At 60.0% G+C, this 15,356-nt stretch carries 19 protein-coding genes; 4 read left to right on the top strand and 15 right to left on the bottom strand.

The window, feature by feature from the left end:
* Positions 1-271 precede the first annotated feature (271 nt).
* The 13 genes from GTP23_RS09850 to GTP23_RS09790 all read right to left on the bottom strand — a co-directional run bounded on the left by GTP23_RS09850 (position 272) and on the right by GTP23_RS09790 (position 10,576).
* On the bottom strand, positions 272-514 hold the full coding sequence (locus tag GTP23_RS09850) for a glutaredoxin family protein (protein ID WP_161034997.1): 243 nt from the start codon (positions 512-514) through the stop codon (positions 272-274).
* A gap of 50 nt (positions 515-564) precedes the next feature.
* Positions 565-2,076: a Do family serine endopeptidase gene (locus GTP23_RS09845; protein WP_161034996.1), complete on the bottom strand. Its 1,512-nt coding sequence runs from the start codon at positions 2,074-2,076 to the stop codon at positions 565-567.
* 136 nt (positions 2,077-2,212) lie between these two features.
* On the bottom strand, positions 2,213-2,500 hold the full coding sequence (locus tag GTP23_RS09840) for a sigma-E factor negative regulatory protein (RefSeq protein ID WP_161034995.1): 288 nt from the start codon (positions 2,498-2,500) through the stop codon (positions 2,213-2,215).
* A gap of 70 nt (positions 2,501-2,570) precedes the next feature.
* Positions 2,571-3,173: an RNA polymerase sigma factor RpoE gene (gene rpoE, locus GTP23_RS09835; RefSeq protein ID WP_161034994.1), complete on the bottom strand. Its 603-nt coding sequence runs from the start codon at positions 3,171-3,173 to the stop codon at positions 2,571-2,573.
* Positions 3,174-3,255: 82 nt separating this feature from the next.
* A complete protein-coding gene (locus GTP23_RS09830) occupies positions 3,256-3,744 on the bottom strand; it encodes a protein YgfX (protein ID WP_161034993.1) in 489 nt (162 codons plus the stop codon).
* Positions 3,745-3,913: 169 nt separating this feature from the next.
* Positions 3,914-5,161 (bottom strand): beta-ketoacyl-ACP synthase II, encoded by a 1,248-nt coding sequence (fabF, locus tag GTP23_RS09825; RefSeq protein WP_161034992.1) that lies wholly within the window; start codon positions 5,159-5,161, stop codon positions 3,914-3,916.
* Between the two features lie 29 nt (positions 5,162-5,190).
* Positions 5,191-5,430: an acyl carrier protein gene (gene acpP, locus GTP23_RS09820; RefSeq protein WP_055936274.1), complete on the bottom strand. Its 240-nt coding sequence runs from the start codon at positions 5,428-5,430 to the stop codon at positions 5,191-5,193.
* 145 nt (positions 5,431-5,575) lie between these two features.
* Positions 5,576-6,322 (bottom strand): 3-oxoacyl-ACP reductase FabG, encoded by a 747-nt coding sequence (fabG, locus tag GTP23_RS09815; RefSeq protein WP_161034991.1) that lies wholly within the window; start codon positions 6,320-6,322, stop codon positions 5,576-5,578.
* 57 nt (positions 6,323-6,379) lie between these two features.
* A complete protein-coding gene (gene fabD / locus GTP23_RS09810) occupies positions 6,380-7,315 on the bottom strand; it encodes an ACP S-malonyltransferase (protein WP_161034990.1) in 936 nt (311 codons plus the stop codon).
* Between the two features lie 99 nt (positions 7,316-7,414).
* Positions 7,415-8,440 (bottom strand): beta-ketoacyl-ACP synthase III, encoded by a 1,026-nt coding sequence (locus tag GTP23_RS09805; RefSeq protein WP_161034989.1) that lies wholly within the window; start codon positions 8,438-8,440, stop codon positions 7,415-7,417.
* Positions 8,441-8,463: 23 nt separating this feature from the next.
* Positions 8,464-9,522, bottom strand: coding sequence for a phosphate acyltransferase PlsX (plsX, locus tag GTP23_RS09800; RefSeq protein WP_161034988.1), 1,059 nt, complete (start codon positions 9,520-9,522; stop codon positions 8,464-8,466).
* Between the two features lie 193 nt (positions 9,523-9,715).
* A complete protein-coding gene (rpmF, locus tag GTP23_RS09795) occupies positions 9,716-9,898 on the bottom strand; it encodes a 50S ribosomal protein L32 (protein WP_008449924.1) in 183 nt (60 codons plus the stop codon).
* A gap of 177 nt (positions 9,899-10,075) precedes the next feature.
* Positions 10,076-10,576, bottom strand: a complete 501-nt coding sequence (locus GTP23_RS09790) for a YceD family protein (RefSeq protein WP_161034987.1) — start codon at positions 10,574-10,576, stop codon at positions 10,076-10,078.
* 128 nt (positions 10,577-10,704) lie between these two features.
* Here GTP23_RS09790 and GTP23_RS09785 point away from each other — a divergent pair, with 128 nt between their 5' ends.
* Together GTP23_RS09785 and GTP23_RS09780 are read left to right on the top strand one after the other, a co-directional pair.
* Positions 10,705-11,316 carry a Maf-like protein gene (locus GTP23_RS09785; protein WP_161034986.1) on the top strand — a complete coding sequence of 204 codons (612 nt, stop codon included), beginning with the start codon at positions 10,705-10,707 and terminating at the stop codon, positions 11,314-11,316.
* Between the two features lie 19 nt (positions 11,317-11,335).
* On the top strand, positions 11,336-12,061 hold the full coding sequence (locus GTP23_RS09780) for an SAM-dependent methyltransferase (protein ID WP_161034985.1): 726 nt from the start codon (positions 11,336-11,338) through the stop codon (positions 12,059-12,061).
* On the opposite strand, the gene GTP23_RS09775 is transcribed toward GTP23_RS09780, so the two are convergent.
* Positions 12,062-13,330, bottom strand: coding sequence for an EAL and HDOD domain-containing protein (locus GTP23_RS09775; protein WP_161034984.1), 1,269 nt, complete (start codon positions 13,328-13,330; stop codon positions 12,062-12,064).
* A 98-nt stretch (positions 13,331-13,428) separates the two neighbouring features.
* The gene (locus tag GTP23_RS09770; protein WP_229256031.1) at positions 13,429-14,610 is read right to left on the bottom strand and encodes a 23S rRNA (adenine(2030)-N(6))-methyltransferase RlmJ; all 1,182 of its coding nucleotides are present in this window, start codon (positions 14,608-14,610) and stop codon (positions 13,429-13,431) included.
* Between the two features lie 206 nt (positions 14,611-14,816).
* On the opposite strand from GTP23_RS09770, the gene GTP23_RS09765 reads away from it, so the two are divergent.
* Positions 14,817-15,074, top strand: coding sequence for a hypothetical protein (locus GTP23_RS09765; protein ID WP_161034983.1), 258 nt, complete (start codon positions 14,817-14,819; stop codon positions 15,072-15,074).
* Positions 15,071-15,295, top strand: a complete 225-nt coding sequence (locus tag GTP23_RS09760; protein ID WP_155435109.1) for a hypothetical protein — start codon at positions 15,071-15,073, stop codon at positions 15,293-15,295. Before GTP23_RS09765 ends, GTP23_RS09760 begins: the two co-directional genes overlap by 4 nt.
* Positions 15,296-15,356: the final 61 nt, after the last annotated feature.

The following is a 15,356-nucleotide window of genomic DNA, read 5'->3' as shown; positions in this document are numbered from 1 at the left end:
AAAAACAAGTCAAAAACGAGTCAAAACGGGTACAAAACAGCGGGCGCAGGCATAAAGCCGGCGCGCCATACAAAAAAAGCGCTCCGAGCGGGGCTGTTTGCCCTGGCGAGCGCCTTGATCACAGCTAGACTCAACACTTAACGTCCTGACAGGACGTCTTACCCCGTGCATTTTACCGGATTTCAGAGTGGAAAGCCCTACTTTGCGCGGCTAAATGCTGCACTGCGCTTCTCCGTATGCACAAAAACCCCAAGGCTTGCACAAATTTTCATCAGCGCGCCAGCAATTCCCGGACTTTTGCTTCATCCAGGAAATAGTGGCAAAGCTCGGGCTGGTCCAGATCGGCAAACAGCACGGGCACCAGCTCGTCGAAACGGGCCACCAGTGCCGGATCGTCATCGACATCGATGACATCGACCGTAATCGGCTGTTGCGGGGTTTGCATACGCATCAGGGCATCGAGCATGTCCTGACATAAATGGCAATAACTGCGGGAATACAGAGTGAAATGCATGGTTGGAACAGGATCTGCCGCCAGCGCTGGCGGCAGACCCTGCAGACTCCTTATTTGACGCTGGGACGGATGAAAATGAATTGCGACTGCTCGCCGCGCCGCACCAGCAGCACGACCGACTTTTTACTATCGAGCTTGGCCACGACGGCATGGAACTGGCGCGCATCGCGGATTTCCGTGTTATTCACTTGCAACAACACATCGCCCTCTTCCAGCCCGGCCTCGTCGGCAACACCTTCTGCCGCGTCCACCAGCACGCCACCGCCCACGCCCAGAACTTTCTTCTGCTCGGCAGTCAGATCGCTCACGCGCAGGCCCAGCACATCGGCCGCGGTTTTCGCCGCAGCGGCGCCTTCGCCCTTGCCCTTGGCAGCGCCGGCCTTGGCCTGCTTCTCGCCATCGAGGTCGGCCACACTGATAGGCAGTTCCAGCTGCTTGCCCTGACGCCACAGCGTAATCGTCAGTCTGGCATCAAGGGGCGTGCTGCCCACCAGACGCGGCAGGTCGGACGAGCGGTTTATCGGCGTGCCGTTAAATTTGAGGATGATGTCGCCCGGCTTGACGCCTGCCTTGTCGGCCGGACTGCCGGCCTCCACCTGCGACACCAGCGCGCCCTGCGCCGACTTCAGCCCCAGCGATTCAGCCACGTCCTTGCTCACTTCCGCAATCTTGACGCCCATGCGTCCGCGCGTGACCTTGCCGCTCTTCTTGATCTGCTCGGAAACACGCAGCGCTTCATCGATAGGAATGGCGAAGGAAATTCCGCTATAGCCGCCCGACAGGGTAGCGATCTGCGAATTAATGCCTATCACCTCGCCGCGCATATTGATCAGCGGCCCGCCCGAATTGCCGGGATTGACGGCCACATCGCTCTGGATCAGGGCCAGATATTCGCCCGTATCGCGCTGCTTGGCCGAGATGATGCCCGCCGTCACGGTATTTTCCAGATTGAAGGGCGAGCCGATGGCGATCACCCATTCACCGACGCGGATTTTCTCGGAACTGCCCAGCACCAGGAAAGGCAGATCCGATCCTTCGATCTTCAGCACGGCCACATCGGTACTGGCGTCGGCGCCCAGCACCTTGGCCTTGAATTCACGCTTGTCCGTCAGCGTCACCAGCACTTCGTCGGCGCCGTCGATCACGTGGGCATTGGTCATCACATAGCCGTCTGCCGACAGGATGAAGCCGGAACCCACGCCGCGCGGCACGGGTTCTTCGGACGGCGCCTGACGGCGTCCGCGCGGCACGGCCTTGCCACCGGGCAGGGGCAGCGCGCCGCCAAAATAGCGGCGCAGCAATTCCTGCAATTCTTCTTCGCCGATCTGGCCCTGGGCACCCATGCGCCCACTCTTGGGGCGCTCCAGAGTACGGATATTCACCACGGCCGGCCCCACCTGATCCACCAGATCGGCGAAATTCGGCAAGCCCACTACCACGCCGGTGGCAGCGGCAGCGGCCTGTACAGGCGCCAGCCCTAGCACGGCAGGAGAAAACCAGACACAGGCGCCTACAGCCAGCGCCCCCAGCATTTTACGATCTACAAAAAGTTGTTTTTTCATGGAAGGTATCGGTCTCTAACAGGTTGCGGAACGCAGCACACTGATGCAGGCCGGTGTTGCCGTCTCTGCATGCAGGATCGCCTATGGTAAGCGAAAACCTGTGCTCCGGCACAGTTCTGCCAGAGCGTGGCGCCACTCAGGACGAGATGGTGCTAGTCTGGGTGTCGGCATCAGGCGTGCCCGCTGCGCCATGGGCCGGCTCGGCGGCCAGCCGCTGCGCCAGCCGGGCCTGGAAGGCGGGGCTGGGCAATGCTGCTGCGGCCGCATCGGCCTGCAGTGTGTCACGCACCAGATGATAGGCGCGCCAGTGCTGCTGCCCTTCGGCGGTCGCCAGAGCGGCCAGAGCCAGCTCGCGCTCGCTCTCGTCCAGTTCGCCATCTGCCAGCGCGGAAAGATGTTCGCGCATCCGTCGTTGAATATCCATCGTGCCTTCCGCCCCGTAAAAACTCTCTAGCCCGCCTTAAGCCTTTCCCGACAGCACCATCATTGCTGCCCTACCAGCGCTTGTCAACCGGCATATCGAGCAGGGGCCGCAGTTTATCGGCGATCACTTCGCGTGCCCGGAAGATGCGGCTACGCACTGTCCCTATCGGGCAGGCCATGATGGCGGAGATTTCTTCGTAGCTCAGACCTTCGATTTCGCGCAGGGCGATCGCCGTGCGCAAATCCAGCGGCAAGGCATCCATGGCCGCATTCACGGTCTGGGCGATCTGCTTGCTTGCCAACATGGATTCCGGTGTATTCATATCACGCAGATGTTCGCTCTCGGCAAAGGTTTCCGCCTGCTCCGCGTCGATCTCGGTAGACGTGGGGGTACGGCGGCCCTGGGTAGCCAGAAAATTCTTCGCCGTGTTGATGCCTATGCGGTACAACCATGTATAGAAAGCCGATTCGCCGCGAAAGTGCCGCAAGGCGCGATAGGCTTTGATAAAGGTCTCCTGCACGACATCTTCGGCTTCCGTCTGGTCGTGCACGATGCGCGATAGCAGCCGCATCAGCCTGCGCTGGTATTTCGCCACCAGCATATCGAAGGCTTGCTTGTCGCCATCCCGCACCCGCTCGACCAGTCGCTCGTCACACTCGCGTTCAGTTGTCACTCCTGCATTCCTCGATGGTCTGCAACGCCGGCAACTCCGCTTCCTAAGCTATAGAGTTTGCCCGCTGCAAGAAGTTCCGGCTTTATTTGAGCGCGCTGCGCGCCGCCAGTGCCCGGCTAGCCAGCATCAGGGCACGCCAGTCCGCTGCACTCACGCTGTCCGGCAGCACGGGCAGGTAGCGGCCCGGCTGGCCTGGCACACCCAGATGCAGCAGCAACAGGCACGGCCAGATCAGCGTACCTGCCCGAAGATAGTGCGCGTCCGCCCTGCCCGCCGTCCGTACCGCAACGCACGCTGGCGCCGCACCGGCGGGAGCTGGCGGGTGCGGCGCAGTGCACTGCGCAGTGTACTGATATACCGACAAGTACCACTGGCCGCCAGCAGTTATATCAAGCTGCAGCAGCGCCGCCGGGACGCCACCGCGGGCCGCAGCCGCCATGACGATGCACAGCAAACTCCAGCATTGAGCAGGACAGACCAGCGCCGACAGACAGACGGCACAGCGCAAGCCGGCACACAGCCAGCGCAGGCGCAACGACGGGCGTAATACGACACTTGCGGCAATCGACATGGCTAGCAGCCTTGCGCAGCGTAATTGACATCAGTGGTGGAAAAAATTGGAAGCGCCGGCCGTCAGGCCGGGCAATTCTGGCAGCACCGAATAGCGCTACCGAATTGTCGCTCACCCTGTTTTGGACAGGGTGAGCGTTATTTAGTTCAGGCCGGAGCCGAACCGGGTATTACAGTTTGCCGAATACCAGACTGCCGTTGGTGCCGCCGAAGCCGAACGAGTTCTTGACTGCATACTCGATCTTCATATCGCGCGCCACGTTGGCACAGAAGTCCAGATCGCAGGCCGGGTCCTGGTTGAACAGGTTGATGGTCGGCGGCGACACCTGATGGTGTACTGCCAGCACCGTAAACACTGCTTCCAGACCGCCGGCACCGCCCAGCAGGTGGCCAGTCATCGACTTGGTCGAGTTGACCACCATGTTTTTGGCGTGCGCACCAAAGGTACGCTTGATGCCCTGCACTTCGGCCACATCGCCCTGAGGGGTCGAGGTACCGTGGGCATTCAGGTACTGCACCTGATCCGGATTGACACCGGCATGGGCCAGTGCGGCAATCACGGACTTGCTGCCGCCGCTACCATCTTCCAGAGGCGAAGTCATGTGATAAGCATCGGCACTCATGCCGAAGCCCAGCAGCTCCGCGTAGATTTTGGCGCCGCGCGCTTTGGCGTGCTCGTACTCCTCCAGCACCATCACACCGGCGCCTTCGCCCAGCACGAAACCGTCGCGATCCATATCCCACGGACGGGAAGCGGTCGCTGGATCATCGTTGCGGGTGGACAGAGCACGGGCCGAAGCGAAGCCGCCCAGACCCAGTGGCGATACGGTCGATTCCGCACCGCCTGCAACCATCACATCGGCATCGCCGTATTCGATCAGGCGGGCCGCCATGCCGATGCAGTGCAGGCCGGTGGTGCAGGCCGTCACGATCGACAGGTTGGGACCGCGCATGCCGTACTTGATCGACAGATTGCCCGAGATCATATTGATGATCGACGCAGGCACGAAGAATGGCGAGATACGGCGCGGACCGCGCTTGTCGTAGTCTTGCTTGGTTTCTTCGATCAGCGGCAAGCCGCCGATACCGGAACCGATCATCACGCCGATACGATCGGCGTTCTCTTCGGTTACGACCAGGCCGGCATCCTGCACCGACTGTATGCCGGCGGCCATGCCGTAATGGATAAAGGTATCCATGTGGCGCGCTTCCTTAGCGGGGATGTACTCCTCGATATTGAAGCCTTTGACTTCACCGGCGAACTGGGTGGTGAAAGCTTGCGCATCAAACTTGGTGATGCTGGCGATCCCCGATTTACCTTCGGTGATGGCGGCCCACGAGTCGGCAATGGTATTGCCGACCGGGGTCACGCAGCCGAGGCCGGTGACGACAACACGACGGTTTTTAGAACCTCTCAAGCGATTCTCCTAGAGTCGATCGGGCAGAATTAGGCCTTGACGTGGGCAGTAGCGTAGTCAATCGCTTGCTGCACGGTCGTGATCTTTTCTGCTTGTTCGTCAGGGATTTCCATTTCGAATTCGTCTTCCAGAGCCATTACCAGCTCTACGGTGTCCAGCGAGTCAGCGCCGAGATCGTCAACGAACGAGGACTCGGTCTTGATGTCTGCTTCAGCGACGCCCAGTTGTTCAGCGACGATTTTCTTAACGCGTTGTTCGATATCCGACATGTTATGGCTCCATTATGTTTGTTACGGAAAGCGCGCATTTTATCAGGTTTGCGCGCCTAAAAACGATTTTCGGCGTCTGCTGCTAAATCAGCCGAAAACACTGCTAAAAGACGGGAACCGGTGAGTATTTCCTCACCGGAACACATCAATTCATATACATCCCGCCGTTCACGTGCAGGGTAGTACCGGTAATATAGGCTGCCTGTGGCGAAGCCAGGAAAGCCACCGCCGCAGCGATGTCTTCCGGCTTGCCCAGACGGGCCAGCGGAATCTGGGTCAGCAGGGCGGCGTGCTGCTCTTCGCCCAGCGATTTGGTCATATCGGTATCGATAAAGCCCGGCGCCACGCTGTTGACGGTGATGTTGCGGCTACCGATTTCACGTGCCAGCGCGCGCGTCATGCCTTCTACGCCGGCCTTGGCAGCGGCATAGTTCATCTGGCCCGGATTGCCCGACGAGGCCACCACGGAAGTGATGTTGATGATGCGGCCAGTCTTGGCTTTCATCATGCCGCGCAGCACGCCGCGCGACATGCGGCCTACGGCGCTCAGATTGGTGGCGATTACCTGATCCCACTCTTCATCCTTCATGCGCATGGCCAGCTGGTCCATGGTGATACCGGCGTTGTTGACCAGAATGCCCACGGCGCCATAGGTCTTGCTGATCTCGTCGATCAGACCCGTGCAGCGCTCGGCGTCGGTGACGTTGAGTACCACGCCCTTGCCTGCTTCGGCACCGACTTCGGCCAGATAGGCGGAAATCGCTTCGGCACCGGCTTCGCTGGTGGCCGTGCCGATCACGCGCGCACCCTGACGGGCCAGCTCGAGGGCGATGGCTTTACCGATGCCGCGCGATGCGCCCGTAACGAGGGCAACTTGGTTTGCTAAATTCATGTGTTTCCTTTGACGTGTAGGGAGTGTGCCTGAAGACCTGCTTACTTACCTGCTTAATTATTTGAGCAAGGTCAACACGCGTTCCAGCGATGCTTGATCGGTAATGGCGTCGCCCACCAGATTGCCATCGATGCGTTTGGTCAGGCCCATCAGCACCTTGCCGGGACCGCATTCGATCACATTGGTGATGCCTTCGGCTGCCACTTTCTGCATGGTTTCCACCCAGCGCACAGGCGCGGCGGCCTGACGTACCAGCGCATCCTTGATGGCGGCAGGATCGTTCAGCACGGCCACATCGACGTTGTTAATCAGCGCAATCTGCGGCGCGGCAAAGCTCAGGTCAGCCATGTAGTCACGCAGACGGTCCGAAGCCGGCTTGAGCAGCGAGGAATGGAACGGTGCCGAGACGGGCAGCTTCATGGCGCGCTTGGCGCCCTTGCCTTTGGCAATTTCGCAGGCGCGTTCGACGGCTGCCGTTTCACCGGCGATCACCACCTGTGCCGGTGCGTTGAAGTTGACCGCTTCCACCACGCCGCCAGCGGCAGCGGCTTCGCTGCACGCGGCGCGTACCTCATCGTCGCTCAGACCCAGTACCACGGCCATGGTGCCCTGCCCGACCGGCACGGCTTCCTGCATGGCTTGCGCACGGAAGCGCACCAGCGGTACGGCATCCTTGAACTGGATCACACCGGCCGCAACCAGCGCCGAGTATTCGCCCAGACTATGACCGGCCACCAGCGACGGCAGCGGACCGCCGGCAGCCAGCCAGGCGCGGTACACGGCCACGGCGGCCGTCAGCATCACAGGCTGGGTATTGGTGGTCAGATCGAGCTCTTCTTTCGGGCCTTCGGCCATCAGCTTGCCCAGATCGAACTGCAGCGCGTCAGACGCTTCTGCAATGGTTTGAGCGACCACAGGATTACCGGCAAAGCCTTCCATCATGGCGATCGCTTGCGAACCTTGACCAGGGAAAACAAAAGCAAATTTAGTCATTACTTCATCCATCAGATTATGTAGATCGCTACGCTAGCATGTCATCGTGACATCTGCACTACTGGCGAGTTCGTTAGAACTCTAATTCTAATTCAGGGCCTAAAGATCAGCCTTTTTATCGCCTACCTCTGGCAAACCGCTCATTTTGACCAGAACTGCGCCCCAGGTAAAGCCACCACCCACGCCTTCCATCATCACATTGTGGCCATTTTGGATGCGGCCATCGCGCACGGCCACGTCCAGCGCCAGCGGAATCGAGGCCGCCGAGGTATTGCCATGCTGGTCGACCGTGACCACCATTTTTTCCGGCGACAGGCCCAGTTTCTTGCCCGTGCTGCTCATGATGCGGATGTTGGCTTGATGTGGCACCAGCCAGTCGATCTGGTCCTGCGTCATGCCCGCCTTCTCCAGCGTTTCGTGCGCCACCTTCTCCAGCACGGAAACGGCCAGCTTGAACACGGCAGGCCCGTCCATGTACAGGAAGGCGCTACCGGCCACGGCACCACCATCGACGCTGCCCGGAACGCTCAGCACATGGGAATTGCGGCCATCAGCGTGCAGCTTGGTGGCCAGCACACCCGGCTCTTCCGATGCCGTCATGACGATGGCGCCAGCGCCGTCGCCGAACAGCACGCAGGTCGTGCGGTCTTCGAAATTCAGAATGCGCGAAAATACTTCGGCACCGATCACCAGCACGTTCTTGTGCACGCCGGCGCGGATGAAAGCGTCCGCCGTCGAGACGGCATACACAAAGCCCGAGCATACGGCCTGCACGTCGACCGCTGCGCCGTTGTTGGTGATGCCCAGCTTCTGCTGCACGATACAGGCCGTGCTGGGGAAGCTGCCGAAGAAATCCGGCGTCGAACTGGCCAGGATGATCAGGTCGATATCGTTAGGTTGCAGCTTGGCCATCTCCAGCGCACGCTGCGCGGCGATCACGCCCAGATCGGAAGATTTCTGATCAGCTTCGGCGAAGTGACGCGCCGAAATGCCGCTACGGGTGACGATCCACTCGTCGGAAGTTTCAATACCGTTGGCTGCGAGCTGATCCGCCAGTTCCTGGTTGGTCACGCGCTTTGCTGGCAGATAACTGCCAGTGCCGATAATTTTGCTATACAAAGTCATGCCCTCTCGTCGTCCACTACTGATTATTTTGAGGCCGGTGCTTCCGGCACTTCGGCATTGCGCGGCATGAGCTCGGAAATCAGGGTCGAGATATGCGGCAACACATCATTTTTTGCAGCATCATACGCGCGCTTGATCGCCCATTCAAACGAATATGCATCAGCACCGCCATGACTCTTGAATACCAGACCACGCAGACCGAGCAGACTAGCACCGTTATAGCGCGATGGCGACAGGCGTTTCTTGACATTGTTCAGTGCACCACGACCGATCAGCGCGCCCAGCATGGTGAGCGGATTGCGGGTGAATTCCGATTTGACCGTATCAGCAAAGAAGCGTGCCACGCCTTCTACTGCTTTGAGTGTGACGTTACCCACAAAGCCGTCGCAAACGACGATATCGGTCGTGCCTTTGAAGATGTCATTGCCTTCCACATTGCCGTAGAAGTTGAGCGCGCCACGTTCGTGGTCGGCCTGCAGCAGTTTGCTGGTGGCTTTCACCACATCATTGCCCTTGATGTCTTCCGTGCCCACATTGAGCAGACCCAGCGTAGGACGGGGGATATTTTCCATGGCCGAAACCATGACGGAACCCATGATGGCGAACTGGTGCAGGTGGTGCGGTTCGCAATCCACGTTGGCACCCAGATCCAGCATATAGGTAGGGCCGCCCTTCTGGTTAGGCATGATGCTGCAGATGGCCGGACGATCCACGCCCGTCATGGTCTTCAGCACATAGCGGGCGACAGCCATCAGCGCGCCCGTGTTACCGGCCGAAACGCAAGCCTGGGTCTTGCCATCCTTGACCTGCTCGATGGCCACGCGCATCGAGGAGTCTTTTTTACGGCGCAGCGCCACTTCCAGCGGATCATCCATGGTCACCTGCTCGGAGGCGTGCACGATGCTCAGACGCGGATGGGCTTCTGCATGATGTTTTTTAAGTTCTGCGCGTAATACGTCTTCCAGACCGACCAGTACCAGTTCGGCATCAGCATGTTGCTTGAGGAAGGAAATTACTGCGGGGATAGTGACCGATGGACCATGGTCTCCGCCCATGCAGTCGATAGAGATTTTGATTGTCATTTGGGTTGATTCAGTACCACGCTCGAGCCCGGATAGGACCAGCGGCGGCCGGCGGCGGACCATACAGCGGTCGGTCTACGCGATTCAAAATGACGGTGTGCAAAGAGGATTGCAGCCGATGATAAAGAAAAAGCGATGCTGCGCGCCTTATACACGTAGCACCGCCTATTTCAGAGTCCAGCAAAAGCGTCGATTACTCGTCGTTTTTGGTTTTCAGGACTTTACGACCACGGTAGAAGCCGTTAGGGCTGATGTGGTGACGCAGGTGGGTTTCACCGGTGGTTGGCTCGATACCCAGTTGTGGAGCAACCAGGAAATCGTGCGAACGGTGCATACCGCGCTTCGATGGGGACTTCTTGTTCTGTTGAACTGCCATGTTAATGACTCCTAATACTAAGTTCTAAAATTTTAACACATTCGACCAGCAAATACATGCGAATCGAGTATCCTACCAGCAAAATTACTTGCAGGCATTAGTGTATTGCTTTACTACGGTTCACTGCTAACTTGCCATACTCGATTACTACACGCGTTTGACACGTTCTTTACAACACTACTTATTCGGGGTCAGGCCCTTGAGGGCTTCGAAAGGCGACAATTTCGCGCTTTTTGCCTTGTCCAGCAGAGCGGTATCGGGGCAGACTTCGTGTTTCGGCGTATGCGGCAGGGCCAGCAACGCTTCGTCTTCCACCATATCCATCAGCTCCATGCTGCGGCTACCGACGATCACATCGATCGTCTCGTCATTAATCATTTCCTCGATTTCGTCCGCCTGCTCGTCGTCTTTACCGAGCATTAACAGCGTAGCCGAATCGATGGTGTGCGCGTAAGGCGTCAAACAGCGCTGGCAAACCAGTTGCACGGTACCGGCAACGGACAGCGTCATCTGCGGGAAGCCCAACTTGCTGGTGCTTCCTACGGCACTCCAGGTAATCGTGCCGGACGGGTCCGCACATTCCTTGGCCAAACGGGTCATTTCGGCAACAGGCGTTACGCCTTGCTGGCTGCCGTTGCTCCGACAAAAATCAAAGGCGTCGATCACAATAGCATTCATTACAGAAAATTTCCCCGGAAAACCTGCGATAATAGCAGGGTTTTCAGTCGTTCGTCAAAGGATATGCGTAATTCTCCCTGATTTCAGGCGCTTACGCTACCGGCGACAGAGCATATAACATTCCCCTCATGACCACAAGTTTACCCTGCACCCCTGCACTGCCGCGCCTGATACTGGCTTCCAGTTCGGCCTACCGCAAGGAATTATTGTCGCGCCTGCAATTACCGTTCGAAGTGGCCGTACCCGATATCGATGAAACCCCGCTGGCCGGCGAAGGCCCGGCCGATACTGCACTACGGCTGGCACGCGAGAAAGCCGCCGCCGTGGCCGCCCGCCTGCCCGGCTGTCTGGTGATAGGTTCCGATCAGGTCGCCACCCTCGATGGCGCCCAGATCGGCAAACCGGGCGACCACGCTCGCGCTTTGGCACAATTACAACAGATGCGCGGCCGCACCGTGGTATTCCATACGGCCCTGTGCCTGTGGGACGGCCGCGACGGCAGCTACCAGCTGGACGAAGTGCGCGCCCATGTCAGCTTCCGCGACCTGCCTGATGCCGAGCTCGATGCCTATCTGCGCATCGAACAGCCGTATGACTGCGCCGGCAGCGCCAAAAATGAAGGGCTGGGCATCGCCATCCTCGAACGTATCGAGAGCGATGACCCGACCGCGCTGACAGGCCTGCCGCTGATCGCCCTGACCGGCATGCTGCGCAAAGCCGGCCTGCCGTTTTTTAAATAATGCACCACAACAATCTACTATGACCGGCACCCTCTTTCTCATCCCTAACACGCTGGGCGATACGGAAACCCTCGCTTCCGTCCTGCCCGAACAGGTGCAGCAGCTGACCTCGCAGCTCGACTACTTTGTGGCGGAAAACGCCAAGACCGCGCGCGCCTTCCTGAAACTGGTGCATGCACGCCACCCGCTGGCCAAGCCGCTGCAGGAAATCCGCATCGCCGAACTGAATGTGAATACGCCGGCCAGCGCGCTGGCTGGTCTGCTGCAGCCCCTGCTGGCAGGGCAGGATGGCGGGCTGGTGTCGGAAGCGGGCGTACCGGCCGTGGCCGACCCCGGCGCCGATCTGGTGCGGCTGGCGCACCAGCACGGCATTCCCGTGCGTCCGCTGGTGGGCCCATCCTCGCTGCTGCTGGCCGTGATGGCTAGCGGCCTGAACGGTCAAAGCTTTGCCTTCAACGGCTATCTGCCTACCGACGCAGCCCAGCGCGCCAGCCGCATCAGGGAGCTGGAACAGCGTTCGCGCAAGGAAAAGCAGACCCAGCTCTTCATCGAGACGCCCTACCGCAACGGCGCCATGCTGGAAGCCCTGAGCGCCGCCTGCGCGCCCGGCACGCTGATCTGCGTGGCCACCGATCTGAGCCTGCCTAGCGAATCCATCCGCACCATGACGGCCGCCAAATGGAAGAGCGCACCCGCGCCGGACTTCCACAAAAAACCTACCGTGTTCCTGCTGCTGGGACAGTAATCAGATGCCGCGCGCGTAATCGTTGACCCAGTCGATGGCGGCCAGCTGGATGGCATACAGCGCCGCCGGGCTCAGCTGCAGGGCATGCAGGCGCTGCGCCAGATGCTGGCCATTGCCGCCCTGCTCGATCTGCTCGATCAGGCTCAGCATGCCGCCATAGTCGCCCGCACGGTATAGCAAAGCCGTGCGGACTTCATCCAGCACCTGCACGCTGTCCAGCACTTCATTCATGTGCATGGAAAACAGCGTATCCATCAGCGACATCACCCCCACCGTGAAGCCGATATCGGCATTCACGCGCTGGCCCGGACGCAGATGCTCCATCATCAGTTCCAGCGTCTTGCCGCGTGTGGTGGCCAGCTGCAGCAAGGGCGACGTGAACTCCTGCGCCGCACCGTTTTTCACATACAGCAGGATCTGCAGCCAGCGCCGGAACTGGCGCCGTCCCAGCACCATCAGCGCATGGCCGACCGAATTGACGCGGCAGCGCGCGCCCACGGCCGGCGTATTAACCAGCCGCAGCAGATTGAGCGTAATCAGGGCATCATGTTTGACGCTGCGCTCGATATCGGCGCTGGGCGCGTCATTGCTGATCAGGTCCAGCAGCTGCAGCACGCTGCGCTGGGACGGTGAAATCTTCTTGCCGCTAAGGATCATGGGGCGGGCAAAGTAATAGCCCTGAAAGTATTCGAAGCCGAGATCCATGCACTGCTGGAACTCGTCCATGGTTTCGACTTTTTCCGCCAGCAGCTTCTGGCGCGGATTCTTGAACTGGCGTGCCAGCGCCGGCAGTTGTTCCAGCCCCATCTGGTGGATATCGATCTTGATCACATCGCACAGGGGCTGCAGCTGGCGCACATCGTCGGTCTGGCTGATCACATCGTCGAGCGCAAAGCGGAAGCCCGAGCGCTTCAGTTCATGGATGCGGTCCAGCAGTTCCGGCGTGGCCTTGACGGTTTCAAGGATTTCGAGGATGACCTTGTCCGGCGGCAGGAAGCGGATGAAGTCGCTCATCAGGCCGGCCGCATCGACATTCACGAAGGCCATCTGCTCACCCACCACCTGCCCCATGCCCAGCTCGGAGGCATGGGCTATCACGGTCGCCGTGGCGGCGGTATCGTCCGTCACCTGCGCATCATTGCGCAAACGGCCATCGCGGAACAGCAATTCATAAGCCACCAGCCGCTGCCCCCGGTTGAGGATGGGCTGACGTGCGAGAAAGAAGTTATCGAACGGTCTGGCCTCTGGCGGCGACGGCGCTAGCATCATGGGTCCACCCCATCTGGTAATCAGCCTGCTGAGGGCAACCCGTCGCAAACGGGTTGCTGCTGAATATCAGACTATACCCATCATGTCTCGCTGACAACTTATTTCTGGCGATTAACAGGTCGACGTGGCCCCGTCGTACGCCCGGCCGTTGCGCCCTCGCTACGGGGCGCTACCGGCGTAGGCCGGCGTGCCCTGGCTGCCAGCCCCTCGCGGCCTGCGCCGGAGCGCGCTTCGCCAGCACCCGTACGCACGCCAGCACCGCGCGGCCCCTGTCCGGCCGGGGCACGCGGGCCCTGCGCTGACGCGGAGCGCGGCCCAGATGCGCCAGCGGAACGCGGCGCCTGAGCAGCTGCATTGCGCAGCGAAGCCGTGCCGCCATTGCCGCGCACGGGCGTGGGCGTACCCGATTCCAGCGTAAAGCGCGCACCGCTATCGACCCCGAGCGCCTTGACCAGATACGGCATCACCTGCTTGAGCATGGGCTCCAGCGTGTACGGCGGATTGAGAATGAACATGCCGCTGCTATGCAGGCCGAAACCATCGGGCGTCGGCTCGCGCGTGGTTAGCACCACATTCAGCCACTCGCTGCACTGCAGCTGCTTGAGCTTGTCGGCAAACTGGCGCGATTCCATGCGCTGCAGCAGCGGATACCAGACGGCATAAGTGCCGCTAGGGAAACGCGTGAGCGCTTCGGCCAGCGCATCCTTGACCTTTTTGTAGTCCTGCTTGTCTTCGTAAGGCGGGTCGATCAGCACCAGGGCGCGGCGCGACGGCGGCGGCAGCAGCGCCTTGAGCGACTGGAAACCATCGCTGCGCGTCACCATCACGCGCTTGCCGCGCACGGTAGGACGGATGCCCTGTTCGGCCGCATGCTCTTCCAGCTTGCGGAAGTTATCGGCCAGCAGCTTGGCATCGGCCGGATGCAGCTCGAACAGACGCAGACGGTCTTGCTCGCGTGCCACCTGCTCGGCGATATAAGGCGAGCCGGGGTAGTAGCGCATCTTGCCGCTGGGGTTCATGGCGCGGATCAGGTCCACATATTCCTTCAGCTGGGGCGGCATATCGTCGCGCTCCCACAGCGGGCCTATGCCGGTATCGTATTCGGCATTCTTGGATGCAAACGTGCCGTCCAGCGCATACACCCCGGCGCCCGAGTGGGTGTCGATATAGGTGTAGGCCGTATCTTTCTGGTTCAGATACTGCAGCAGCTGGATGGTGATGAAGTGCTTGAGCACATCGGCGTGATTACCCGCGTGAAAGGCGTGACGGTAACTAAACATAGGAGGGACTTTCTTAAGCGATTCGGGCGCAGGCTTGCGCAAACAAGCCGCATTATCGCCCAGAACGGCCGCACCGCCAAAAATAGGCCTGGCTTGCGGGCGATATGGCGGCCCATATCGAATGCGTCAAACTATGCCACCCGAGCCTGCCTAAGATGGAACTGCCGCGCCGCACCCGCGCGCGACGCTTACCATCGGAGGAGATTATGGCTTTCAATAATGTTGGCCCGCTGACCTTTCTGGCACCCGGTCAGACGGCGTTCTGGAACTATAGCTATCCCAGCGATCACGGCACCCAGTTTGCCTCGGCTGATGTGAAAGCACCCAATCAGGGCGCGATCCACATGGCCGACCAGCAAAGCAAGCGCAAGGAAAACAATGGCAACGCCACCTACTTTGTACAGATCCACAACAGGGGCATAGGCGGCGCTTTCCACAACCTGCAAGGCGGAGGCATGTCATGAAAATGACCATCATCACTGACGATCAGGACAACATCCTCGCTGCCGTACAGGGCCATTCGCTGACCGACCGTCAGGGTCAGATCGAAGCCACCGTGTCGTTCGCGCCGGGCCACCGCACCCACATGCTGGAAGTGGACGATGATCTGGCCACCATCGACGACCTCGACAGTTTCCAGGAACGCCTGAAACAGCACCTGTGCCAGCATCTGGGCAAGCCCTGATGCGCTAGCGCCGGAGCCGCCGCGACTGTCTGCGTGGCGGCTCCGCTTTGCGCGCTAGCGC

It is taken from the genome of Duganella fentianensis, assembly GCF_009857835.1.
Lineage (GTDB): Bacteria > Pseudomonadota > Gammaproteobacteria > Burkholderiales > Burkholderiaceae_D > Rugamonas > Rugamonas fentianensis.
Note: the sequence above shows the minus strand (reverse complement) of the source record. Positions and strands in the feature narration are given on the sequence as shown.